Origin of the sequence: Aquimarina discodermiae, assembly GCF_040786235.1 — a bacterium.
Classification (GTDB): domain Bacteria; phylum Bacteroidota; class Bacteroidia; order Flavobacteriales; family Flavobacteriaceae; genus Aquimarina.
Genome location: NZ_JBFMKP010000022.1, coordinates 108,242 through 118,411, shown reverse-complemented (window position 1 = coordinate 118,411; position 10,170 = coordinate 108,242). Strand labels below are relative to the sequence as shown.

The 10,170-nt window shown below is 34.9% G+C and carries 15 protein-coding genes and 1 pseudogene; 1 reads left to right on the top strand and 15 read right to left on the bottom strand.

Features of this window, described 5'->3' with window-relative positions:
* Positions 1-104, top strand: a pseudogene (locus ABW636_RS22580) (IS982 family transposase); the annotation flags it as partial.
* 142 nt (positions 105-246) lie between these two features.
* Here ABW636_RS22580 and eno read toward each other — a convergent pair.
* The 15 genes from eno to rplF all read right to left on the bottom strand — a co-directional run bounded on the left by eno (position 247) and on the right by rplF (position 10,160).
* Positions 247-1,536, bottom strand: coding sequence for a phosphopyruvate hydratase (eno, locus tag ABW636_RS15320; RefSeq protein ID WP_367590938.1), 1,290 nt, complete (start codon positions 1,534-1,536; stop codon positions 247-249).
* Between the two features lie 186 nt (positions 1,537-1,722).
* On the bottom strand, positions 1,723-2,838 hold the full coding sequence (gene carA, locus ABW636_RS15315) for a glutamine-hydrolyzing carbamoyl-phosphate synthase small subunit (protein WP_367590937.1): 1,116 nt from the start codon (positions 2,836-2,838) through the stop codon (positions 1,723-1,725).
* A 241-nt stretch (positions 2,839-3,079) separates the two neighbouring features.
* On the bottom strand, positions 3,080-3,577 hold the full coding sequence (gene rplQ / locus ABW636_RS15310) for a 50S ribosomal protein L17 (RefSeq protein ID WP_367590936.1): 498 nt from the start codon (positions 3,575-3,577) through the stop codon (positions 3,080-3,082).
* 66 nt (positions 3,578-3,643) lie between these two features.
* The gene (locus tag ABW636_RS15305) at positions 3,644-4,636 is read right to left on the bottom strand and encodes a DNA-directed RNA polymerase subunit alpha (protein WP_367590935.1); all 993 of its coding nucleotides are present in this window, start codon (positions 4,634-4,636) and stop codon (positions 3,644-3,646) included.
* A gap of 22 nt (positions 4,637-4,658) precedes the next feature.
* Complete coding sequence (rpsD, locus tag ABW636_RS15300) at positions 4,659-5,264, bottom strand: 30S ribosomal protein S4 (protein WP_367590934.1); 606 nt, start codon at positions 5,262-5,264, stop codon at positions 4,659-4,661.
* A gap of 130 nt (positions 5,265-5,394) precedes the next feature.
* On the bottom strand, positions 5,395-5,778 hold the full coding sequence (gene rpsK / locus ABW636_RS15295; protein WP_367590933.1) for a 30S ribosomal protein S11: 384 nt from the start codon (positions 5,776-5,778) through the stop codon (positions 5,395-5,397).
* Between the two features lie 112 nt (positions 5,779-5,890).
* Positions 5,891-6,265 carry a 30S ribosomal protein S13 gene (gene rpsM / locus ABW636_RS15290; RefSeq protein ID WP_367590932.1) on the bottom strand — a complete coding sequence of 125 codons (375 nt, stop codon included), beginning with the start codon at positions 6,263-6,265 and terminating at the stop codon, positions 5,891-5,893.
* 2 nt (positions 6,266-6,267) lie between these two features.
* Positions 6,268-6,384, bottom strand: coding sequence for a type B 50S ribosomal protein L36 (ykgO, locus tag ABW636_RS15285; RefSeq protein WP_013621733.1), 117 nt, complete (start codon positions 6,382-6,384; stop codon positions 6,268-6,270).
* A 118-nt stretch (positions 6,385-6,502) separates the two neighbouring features.
* On the bottom strand, positions 6,503-6,718 hold the full coding sequence (infA, locus tag ABW636_RS15280; RefSeq protein ID WP_010181908.1) for a translation initiation factor IF-1: 216 nt from the start codon (positions 6,716-6,718) through the stop codon (positions 6,503-6,505).
* Positions 6,718-8,055 (bottom strand): preprotein translocase subunit SecY, encoded by a 1,338-nt coding sequence (gene secY / locus ABW636_RS15275; protein ID WP_367590931.1) that lies wholly within the window; start codon positions 8,053-8,055, stop codon positions 6,718-6,720. Before secY ends, infA begins: the two co-directional genes overlap by 1 nt.
* 10 nt (positions 8,056-8,065) lie before the next feature.
* Positions 8,066-8,518, bottom strand: coding sequence for a 50S ribosomal protein L15 (gene rplO, locus ABW636_RS15270; protein ID WP_367590930.1), 453 nt, complete (start codon positions 8,516-8,518; stop codon positions 8,066-8,068).
* Between the two features lie 9 nt (positions 8,519-8,527).
* Positions 8,528-8,707, bottom strand: a complete 180-nt coding sequence (gene rpmD, locus ABW636_RS15265; RefSeq protein WP_103863696.1) for a 50S ribosomal protein L30 — start codon at positions 8,705-8,707, stop codon at positions 8,528-8,530.
* 11 nt (positions 8,708-8,718) lie between these two features.
* Positions 8,719-9,243 carry a 30S ribosomal protein S5 gene (gene rpsE / locus ABW636_RS15260; RefSeq protein WP_367590929.1) on the bottom strand — a complete coding sequence of 175 codons (525 nt, stop codon included), beginning with the start codon at positions 9,241-9,243 and terminating at the stop codon, positions 8,719-8,721.
* A 6-nt stretch (positions 9,244-9,249) separates the two neighbouring features.
* Complete coding sequence (rplR, locus tag ABW636_RS15255; protein ID WP_367590928.1) at positions 9,250-9,606, bottom strand: 50S ribosomal protein L18; 357 nt, start codon at positions 9,604-9,606, stop codon at positions 9,250-9,252.
* Between the two features lie 11 nt (positions 9,607-9,617).
* Positions 9,618-10,160 carry a 50S ribosomal protein L6 gene (gene rplF, locus ABW636_RS15250; protein ID WP_367590927.1) on the bottom strand — a complete coding sequence of 181 codons (543 nt, stop codon included), beginning with the start codon at positions 10,158-10,160 and terminating at the stop codon, positions 9,618-9,620.
* Positions 10,161-10,170: the final 10 nt, after the last annotated feature.

The window sequence follows — 10,170 nt, the reverse complement described above, 5'->3', positions numbered from 1 at the left end:
TCCTTAGCAATATAATATCTGGACTTATTGCTTATAGTTTCTTACCTAAAAAACCACAAATCAAATTTCAAAACCGAATTTCTAACCAAATTTGCCTATTTTAAGAATCGAACTCAGGTTAGTATTTTACCTCTTTTTTCTTTACATTCTAAAAACATTCAACAGCAAGATTATTATATATAACTCATAAAAAAAGAGGTTGCCAAAAAGCAACCTCTTTTTTTATGAGTTATATAGTATGTATACTTACTTTACTTTAAACGCATTTTCTTTAGGGTAATATGCAATACTTCCTAATTCTTCTTCAATACGAAGTAATTGATTATATTTTGCCATTCTATCACTTCTAGATGCAGAACCAGTTTTAATTTGACCTGTATTTAAGGCTACCGCCAAATCTGCAATTGTATTATCTTCGGTTTCTCCAGAACGATGAGACATCACAGAAGTATATCCTGCGTTATGTGCCATATTTACTGCTGCAATAGTCTCGGTAAGTGTCCCTATTTGATTCACTTTAATCAATATAGAGTTTGCCGTACTATTTTCTATTCCTCTAGATAATCTTTCAACATTTGTCACAAATAAATCATCTCCTACTAATTGAACTTTATCTCCAATTTTTTCAGTAAGATATTTCCAACCATCCCAATCATTTTCATCCATTCCATCTTCTATTGAAATAATTGGATACTTTGAAGTTAATTCTGCTAAATAATCAGCTTGTTCTTCACTTGTTCTTACCACTCCTTTATCCCCTTCAAATTTGGTATAATCATATTTTCCATCCACAAAAAATTCTGCTGCCGCACAATCTAATGCTATCATAATTTCATCTCCAAATTTATATCCTGCATTTTTTACAGCAAGTGCTATTGAGTCTAGAGCATCTTCTGTTCCATCAAGTGTAGGTGCAAATCCACCTTCGTCTCCAACAGCTGTACTTAACCCTCTATCGTGCAGTACTTTTTTAAGATGGTGAAAAATCTCTGTACCCATTTGCATTGCCTGCGTAAAATTTTCTGCTTTTACAGGCATTACCATAAACTCTTGAAAAGCAATAGGAGCATCACTATGAGATCCACCGTTAATGATATTCATCATAGGTACAGGTAACGTGTTTGCACTTACTCCTCCTACATAACGATACAATGGCATATTAAGCTCATTGGCAGCCGCTTTTGCTGCAGCCAGTGACACTCCCAATATAGCATTGGCTCCTAACTTTGATTTATTGGGTGTTCCATCTAACTCGATCATCGTTTGATCTAATAAATTTTGTTCGAACACCGAATATCCTAATAACTCTTCAGCAATTATTGTATTAACATTTTCGACAGCTTTAAGAACTCCTTTGCCCATATAGGCCGTATTTCCGTCTCTTAATTCTACAGCTTCATGTTCTCCTGTTGATGCTCCAGAAGGAACTGCCGCTCTTCCCAAAACTCCATTTTCTGTAATCACATCTACCTCAATGGTTGGATTACCCCTTGAATCTAAAATCTGTCTAGCGTGAACGTTAATAATTACACTCATTTTTTATATTTATTTTTGGATAGTTTTAATTGTTCGCAATATACAAAACCAGCTCATTTTTGTTTAAGCAAAACCCCCTTATTTACTGCAAAAAGCAGCTCTTTTCTACGAAGTTATCAACTATAACGTTATAGAAGTTTTTATTAAAAAAAAGATACAGCAATCCAGATATTACAAACGAGACAATTATACTGCCGTATTTACCTTTTTTATATTATTAATAAACTCATCAAACAAATAGGTCGAATCATTTGGTCCAGGACTAGCTTCTGGATGATATTGTACAGAAAAACAATTTTTATTTTTCATTTTTATACCAGCCACAGTATCATCATTAAGGTGCAAATGTGTAATTTCTATATCAGGATGATTTTCTGTTTCTTCTTTATTAATGGCAAATCCATGATTTTGTGAAGTTATTTCGCCTTTACCTGTAACGAGATTTTTAACAGGGTGATTAATTCCTCTATGACCATTATGCATTTTATAGGTACTGATTCCATTGGCCAACGCAATCACCTGATGCCCCAAACATATTCCGAACAACGGTAAGTCTCTTTTTATAATTTCTTGTGCTGTTGCAATTGCCTGTGTTAAGGGTTCTGGATCTCCAGGTCCATTCGATAAAAAATAACCATCTGGTCCCCATTCGCTCATCTCCTCAAAAGTTGTATTGTAAGGAAATACTTTTATGTAAGCACCTCTGTTTTCAAGGTTCCTTAGAATATTCTTTTTGATACCAATATCCAACGCGGATATTTTAACCGTAGCATTAGGGTCCCCAACAAAATAAGGTTCTTTTGTAGATACTTTTGACGCAAGTTCTAATCCGTTCATATTAGGCACTGCTGCTAATTGTTTCTTAAGCCCTTCAATATTATCTACTTCTGTAGAAATAACGGCATTCATTGCTCCGTTATCTCTAATATAGCTCACTAATGCACGTGTATCCACATCAGAGATAGCTAATAGATTAGATTGTTCTAAAAAATCCTGTAAAGAGCTATCTGCTAGATCTCTTGAATATTCGTAACTAAAGTTTTTAACAATAAGACCGGCAATTTTAATAGAGTCAGATTCGATTTCTTCTTTATTGGTTCCATAATTACCAATATGTGCATTGGTAGTTACCATTAATTGTCCATAATACGAAGGATCTGTAAAAATTTCCTGGTATCCTGTCATACCAGTATTAAAACATACTTCTCCAAAGGCACTACCTTCTCTTCCGGCAGCTTTGCCATGAAAAATTGTACCATCGGCTAATAAGAGAATTGCTTTTTTTCGAGATTGATATTTCATCAGTATAGATTTATTCTTTTCAACATCTAATGGAACATATGCATTTTCGAGGAACTTTTACCTCTTTAAAGAACAACACATTTCCAAATCATTATTTAATTATTCCATTTTTACACATTATCTAAATGCATAAAATGTACTCTGGATTTCTTTTAAGGCAGAAATCTAACCTTCTTTATCAAAAAAAAGGATAAACGTTAAAACGTTTATCCTTTATATTATGTGCGATTGCTACAATCATTTATTCTTCTTCAGAACTTGTAGTTTCTTTTGCCGGAGCAACAGATGCTGCTTCAGACTTTTTACTTCTACCTCTTCTTGTAGATTTTTTCTTAGCAGGCTTACCAGCATTGTATAGCTCGTTATAATCTACTAATTCGATCATTGCCATATCTGCATTATCTCCAAGACGATTACCAAGTTTGATAATTCTTGTATATCCTCCTGGTCGCTCACCAATTTTAGAAGACACATCTCCAAATAACTCTGCTACAGCATACTTATTTCTAAGACGACTAAAAACGATTCGTCTGTTATGAGTAGACTCTGAAGTTGTTGTATTGTTTTCTGCTTTTGCTTTTGTTACTAATGGCTCTACAAATTGCTTAAGTGCTTTTGCTTTAGCAACCGTAGTATTGATTCTTTTATGCTCAATTAATGAACAAGCCATGTTTGCAAGCATCGACTTACGATGTGCTGTTTTTCTACCTAAATGGTTTACTTTTTTTCCGTGTCTCATGACATTTTAATTTAATCATCATCTTGCTCAATCTACCTCGCGTAGAGAGCAAAATATGATGTATTATTAATCTTTATCTAATTTATACTTAGAGAGATCCATTCCAAAGTTAAGCCCCTTAACATTTACTAGTTCTTCTAGTTCTGTTAAAGATTTCTTACCGAAGTTACGGAACTTCATCAAGTCATTTTTGTTATAAGATACCAAGTCTCCTAATGTATCAACTTCTGCTGCTTTTAAACAATTAAGCGCTCTTACAGAAAGATCCATATCGATCAACTTTGTTTTTAGAAGTTGTCTCATATGAAGTGATTCTTCATCATATGTTTCTGTCTGAGCAATCTCATCTGCTTCTAATGTAATACGCTCATCAGAGAATAACATGAAGTGATGGATTAATATTTTTGCAGCTTCGGTTAATGCATCTTTTGGATGAATTGAACCATCTGTTGCTATTTCGAAAACCAGTTTTTCATAATCCGTCTTTTGCTCTACACGATAATTTTCGATGCTATATTTAACATTTACTATTGGCGTGTAAATAGAATCTGTAAAAATGGTTCCTATAGGAGCATTCGTTTTTTTATTTTCTTCAGCAGGAACATAACCTCTACCTTTTTCGATAGTGATTTCAAGGTTAAGTGCTACTTTTTTATCCATGTTACAAATTACAAGATCAGGGTTTAGCACCTGAAATCCAGAAATAAACTTCTGAAAATCACCAGCTGTTAATTGCTCCTGACCCGAAATAGAAATAGTAACGGACTCATTATCTATATCTTCAATTTGACGTTTGAAACGTACTTGTTTAAGGTTTAAGATAATTTCTGTAACATCCTCTACAACTCCTGAGATCGTAGAAAATTCATGATCCACTCCTTCTATTCTAAGAGAAGTTATAGCGAATCCTTCTAAAGAAGATAGCAAAACTCTTCGTAAAGCATTACCAACTGTTAATCCATACCCAGGTTCTAATGGTCTAAATTCGAATTTACCATCGAACTCGGTAGAGTCGATCATGATAACTTTATCGGGCTTCTGAAAATTTAATATTGCCATGTTATGTTTCTTCTTAGAGTTATTACTTAGAGTATAATTCGACTATGAATTGCTCGTTAATGTTTTCAGGAATTTGTATTCTAGCTGGAACCGATACAAATGTTCCTTCTTTGGTATCGTTGTTAAAAGTAATCCATTCGTATACTTTACTATTATTAGCTAAAGCATTTTGAATTACTTCTAAAGATTTTGATTTTTCTCTTACTCCTACAACATCACCTGCCTTCAATTGGTAAGATGGAATATTTACCAATTGTCCGTTTACAGTAATGTGTCTGTGTGATACTAATTGTCTAGCACCTCTACGAGAGTTTGCCAATCCCATTCTAAATGCTACATTATCTAGACGAGATTCACACAATTGTAATAAAACCTCACCGGTAATTCCTTGTGCACGTGTAGCTTTTTCGAACATGTTTCTAAACTGACGTTCTAATACACCGTATGTGTATTTAGCTTTTTGCTTTTCCATTAACTGGATTGCATATTCACTCTTTTTACCTCTACGTCTGTTGTTTCCGTGTTGACCAGGAGGGTAATTTCTTTTTTCGAAAGATTTATCGTCTCCGAAAATCGCTTCACCAAACTTACGAGCGATTTTTGTTTTTGGACCAGTATATCTTGCCATTTTTAATTATTTAGTTATTAAGGGTGATTATGAATTAAGGTCTCTTTCCTTCGATAATCAATACTCCCTCTAGATTTACTTATTATATAGTACAAAAGTATTCCGAACATTAAGTTCGGAATATCTTCTATTATACTCTACGTCTTTTAGGAGGTCTACATCCATTATGAGGCATTGGAGTTACATCGATAATCTCTGAAACTTCTATCCCTGAATTATGGATAGAACGTATTGCAGATTCTCTTCCGTTTCCAGGCCCCTTAACATACACCTTAACCTTTTTAAGCCCTGCTTCTATAGCAACTTTTGCAGCATCTTCTGCAGCTAATTGAGCAGCATAAGGAGTATTCTTCTTAGATCCTCTAAATCCCATTTTACCGGCTGAAGACCAAGAAATCACATCTCCTTTTTTGTTGGTTAACGAAACAATAATGTTATTAAAAGATGCAGTTACATGTGCTTCTCCTATTGACTCAACGATTACTTTACGTTTTTTTGAAGTTGACTTTGCCATACTTTTTAGTTTTTAGTTGTTAGCTTTTAGTTGTTAGAATCCTAAACATTGCTATTTCAAACAGATTCATCTAACGTCTATTTACTAATGACTAATGTCTCTTTATTAATTACTATTTAGTTGCTTTTTTCTTGTTAGCAACAGTTTTTCTTCTTCCTTTACGCGTTCTAGAATTATTCTTAGTACGTTGTCCTCTAAGAGGTAATCCCGCTCTGTGGCGAATTCCTCTATAACATCCTATATCCATAAGACGTTTGATACTTAACTGTACTTCAGAACGAAGTTCTCCTTCGATGGTATAGGCTCCAACAGCTTCACGAATACGACCAATCTGATCATCATCCCAATCTGAAACTTTTATACTCTCATCTACTTTGGCAGCTGATAAAATCTCTTTAGCTCTACTTCTACCAATACCGAAGATATAGGTTAATGCTATAACTCCTCGCTTTTGTTTAGGTATATCTACCCCTGCAATTCTTGCCATAATTACCCTTGTCTTTGTTTAAATCTAGGATTCTTTTTATTAATTACGTAAAGTCGGCCTTTTCTACGCACAATTTTGCACTCGGCACTTCTCTTTTTTATTGATGCTCTAACTTTCATCTCTTTGTTTTTAATTTCCAAAATCCACTAAATGCGTTTTAAGGAAGGAATCAGTAACAAGATTTTTCGGGCTGCAAAAGTACACAAAAAATCTTTATTTACTAATATTAATACATTATTAATATCTATATGTTATACGAGCCTTTGATAAATCATAAGGGCTCATCTCTAACTTTACCTTATCTCCTGGTAATAATTTAATATAATGCATACGCATTTTACCCGAGATATGAGCTGTAACAACATGACCGTTTTCCAACTCTACACGAAACATTGCATTAGACAATGCTTCGATTATACTTCCATCTTGTTCTATTGCTGGTTGTTTTGCCATTACGCTACTGCTTTACGATTTTTACCAGTTTTCATTAGCCCATCATAGTGTCTGTTCAACAAGTATGAATTAACCTGTTGCATTGTATCGATTGCAACTCCCACCATAATAAGTAAAGATGTACCTCCGAAAAACAATGCCCATCCTTGTTGCACATTCAACAATTTAACTGCAATTGCAGGGAAAATCGCTATCAATGCCAAGAATATTGACCCTGGTAATGTAATCTGTGACATGATTCTATCCAGGTATTCAGAAGTTTCACTGCCTGGTCGAATTCCTGGTATAAAACCTCCGCTACGCTTTAAATCATCAGCCATTTTATTGGTTGGTACTGTAATTGCCGTATAAAAATACGTAAATACAATGATCAACAATGCAAACACTACATTATACCAAAATCCAAAAATATCACTAAATGCCGCTACAATACCTTGTGAGGTTTCAGAATCAGATAATCCTGCTACCGCCGCTGGTACAAACATAATCGCTTGCGCAAATATAATTGGCATTACACCTGAAGCATTTAATTTTAACGGAATATACTGACGTGATCCAAAAACATTTTTCTCATAACCACCACTAGCAGTTCTTCTAGCATACTGAACCGGTATCTGACGAACCGCCATCACCAATAATACAGACGCTAAAATAATTACAAACCAGATTACCAATTCTATTAGAACCATGATCATTCCACCTCCATCACCAGAAACTCGTGATGAAAAGTTTTGTACAAATGACTGTGGTAAAGTGGCAATAATACCCACCATAATCAATAAGGAAATACCATTACCGATACCTTTATCTGTAATTTTCTCTCCCAGCCACATTGCAAAAATACAACCCGTAGATATTATGATAACAGACGACACAACAAAAACTGTTTGGTTTGGAACCACAAATGCTTCAGCTGGTAGTGTAGCAAACAAATTATATATATAGCCTGGTCCTTGAACCAACGTAATAGCAATAGTTAACCAACGTGTTATTTGATTAATCTTTTTTCTACCACTTTCTCCTTCTTTTTGTAATTTTTGCAAATAAGGAATTGCTATCCCCATTAACTGCACTACAATTGAAGCTGATATATAAGGCATAATACCCAATGCAAAAACAGAAGCATTAGCAAATGCTCCTCCTGTAAATGCATTTAACAAACCTAATAATCCATCTTGGGCTTGTGTTCCTAAATTTGCTAGTTCTGATGCGTCTACTCCTGGAAGTACAACTTGCGCTCCAAATCGATATACCAAAAGTAATCCTAGCGTAACCAAGATTCTATTCTTTAGTTCTTCGATCTTCCAAATATTCTTTATTGTGTCAATGAATTTCATGAATTGTCTATTATAAGGTTACTGCTTCACCACCTGCTGCTTCTATAGCTGCTTTTGCAGTGGCTGTGAATTTATGAGCTGAAACTTTTAACTTTGCTTTCAATTCACCTCTTCCCAATATCTTAACCAAATCATTCTTTCCAGCAAGACGTTTTGTCAACAGTACATCAAGATCAACGGTATCTGTTATTTTACCATCGTCTACAAGTTTTTGTAGGGTATCAAGGTTTACACCTTGATACTCTTTTCTGTTAATATTTTTGAAACCAAATTTTGGTACACGTCTTTGTAGTGGCATTTGTCCACCTTCGAAACCGATCTTTTTAGAATATCCAGAACGTGACTTTGCTCCTTTATGACCACGAGTAGCAGTTCCTCCTTTTCCAGAACCCTGTCCACGACCTACTCGCTTACTATTATTTTTTACCGAACCTGCAGCAGGTTTTAAGTTACTTAAATCCATGTGCTTTTATTATTTTGTTTCTATAGAAACTAAATGTTTAACTTTATTTACCATCCCAAGGATATTAGGAGTATCATCATGCTCCACAACCTGGCCGATCTTTTTAAGACCTAGAGCCTCTAGGGTTCTCTTTTGTCTTTGAGTACGGTTAATCGCACTTTTTACTTTAGTAATTTTAATCTTTGCCATCGTTCCTGAATTTATCCTTTAAACACTTTTTCTAGTGAAATTCCTCTTTGAACCGCTACCTGTTGTGCGCTACGCATTTGTAACAATGCATCAAAAGTAGCCTTCACCACATTGTGCGGGTTAGAAGATCCCTGGTTTTTAGAAAGTACATCATGTACCCCCACAGACTCCAATACAGCACGTATTGCCCCACCGGCTATTACCCCGGTACCTGTTGCGGCAGGCATAAGCAATACTCTTGCTCCACCGTACTTACCTTTTTGTTCATGAGGTAATGTTCCTTTATGTAATGGTATACGAACTAAATTCTTTTTTGCATCTTCTACTGCCTTAGCGATAGCTTCTGCTACCTCTTTAGATTTACCTAAACCATGACCTACAACACCGTTTTCATCTCCTACAACAACGATAGCCGAGAAACCAAATGCTCTACCACCTTTTGTTACTTTAGTTACACGTTGCACGCCAACTAAACGATCTTTTAATTCAAGTCCACTTGGCTTTACTAATTCTGCGTTTTTATATTTTTGATACATAATTTCTTAGAATTTTAGTCCTGCTTCTCTAGCACCTTCTGCTAATGATTTTACTCTACCATGGTATAAATAACCTCCTCTATCGAAAGATATTGTTTCTATACCGGCTTTCTTAGCTTTTTCAGCAAGTGCTTTACCTACCAAGTTTGCCTTTTCTATTTTATTTCCTGTTGCCGAAGCAATGTCTTTATCTCTTGAAGAAGCTGCACTGATAGTTTTACCAGTTACGTCATCTATGATTTGCGCATAGATTTCTTTGTTACTTCTATAAACAGATAATCTAGGACGTTGTTCTGTACCGCTTACATTACCACGGATACGCTTTCTTATCTTTAATCTTCTTAATTCTTTTGAGAATGCCATAACGATAGTTATTATGCAGATTTACCTGCTTTTCTTCTTAATTGTTCTCCTACGAATTTAATTCCTTTCCCTTTATAAGGTTCTGGTTTACGGAAGCCTCTAATTTTAGCTGCTACCTGTCCAACCAATTGCTTATCATGAGAAGTTAATTTTACGATAGGGTTTTTACCTTTTTCTGAAATAGTTTCAACTTTGACCTCTGGAGCTATGTCCAATACTATGTTATGAGAGAATCCTAAAGCCAAATCTAATTTTTGACCTTGATTAGATGCTCTATAACCTACACCAACCAATTCTAACTCCTTAGTAAATCCTGTTGAAACACCATTAACCATATTATCAATCAACGCTCGATATAAACCGTGCTTTGCTTTATGATCTTTGGCATCACTAGGTCTTTCTAAAACTACCTGACCTTCTTCTACTTTCGCATCGATACTATCGATCTCTTGAGAAAGCTCTCCTAATTTTCCTTTAACAGTAACAACATTACCTGTCACTTCAACAGTGACACCAGACGGAATAGTTACTGGATTTTTTCCTATTCTTGACATTTCTTTTGTC

What these genes read in the sequence shown, in the direction of transcription:
- eno (WP_367590938.1), bottom strand. Translation starts at nt 1,536, where the DNA reads ATGAGTGTAATTATTAACGTTCACGCTAGACAGATTTTAGATTCAAGG.
- carA (WP_367590937.1), bottom strand. Translation starts at nt 2,838, where the DNA reads ATGAAATATCAATCTCGAAAAAAAGCAATTCTCTTATTAGCCGATGGT.
- rplQ (WP_367590936.1), bottom strand. Translation starts at nt 3,577, where the DNA reads ATGAGACACGGAAAAAAAGTAAACCATTTAGGTAGAAAAACAGCACAT.
- ABW636_RS15305 (WP_367590935.1), bottom strand. Translation starts at nt 4,636, where the DNA reads ATGGCAATATTAAATTTTCAGAAGCCCGATAAAGTTATCATGATCGAC.
- rpsD (WP_367590934.1), bottom strand. Translation starts at nt 5,264, where the DNA reads ATGGCAAGATATACTGGTCCAAAAACAAAAATCGCTCGTAAGTTTGGT.
- rpsK (WP_367590933.1), bottom strand. Translation starts at nt 5,778, where the DNA reads ATGGCAAAGTCAACTTCAAAAAAACGTAAAGTAATCGTTGAGTCAATA.
- rpsM (WP_367590932.1), bottom strand. Translation starts at nt 6,265, where the DNA reads ATGGCAAGAATTGCAGGGGTAGATATACCTAAACAAAAGCGAGGAGTT.
- ykgO (WP_013621733.1), bottom strand. Translation starts at nt 6,384, where the DNA reads ATGAAAGTTAGAGCATCAATAAAAAAGAGAAGTGCCGAGTGCAAAATT.
- infA (WP_010181908.1), bottom strand. Translation starts at nt 6,718, where the DNA reads ATGGCAAAACAACCAGCAATAGAACAAGATGGAAGTATAATCGAAGCA.
- secY (WP_367590931.1), bottom strand. Translation starts at nt 8,055, where the DNA reads ATGAAATTCATTGACACAATAAAGAATATTTGGAAGATCGAAGAACTA.
- rplO (WP_367590930.1), bottom strand. Translation starts at nt 8,518, where the DNA reads ATGGATTTAAGTAACTTAAAACCTGCTGCAGGTTCGGTAAAAAATAAT.
- rpmD (WP_103863696.1), bottom strand. Translation starts at nt 8,707, where the DNA reads ATGGCAAAGATTAAAATTACTAAAGTAAAAAGTGCGATTAACCGTACT.
- rpsE (WP_367590929.1), bottom strand. Translation starts at nt 9,243, where the DNA reads ATGTATCAAAAATATAAAAACGCAGAATTAGTAAAGCCAAGTGGACTT.
- rplR (WP_367590928.1), bottom strand. Translation starts at nt 9,606, where the DNA reads ATGGCATTCTCAAAAGAATTAAGAAGATTAAAGATAAGAAAGCGTATC.
- rplF (WP_367590927.1), bottom strand. Translation starts at nt 10,160, where the DNA reads ATGTCAAGAATAGGAAAAAATCCAGTAACTATTCCGTCTGGTGTCACT.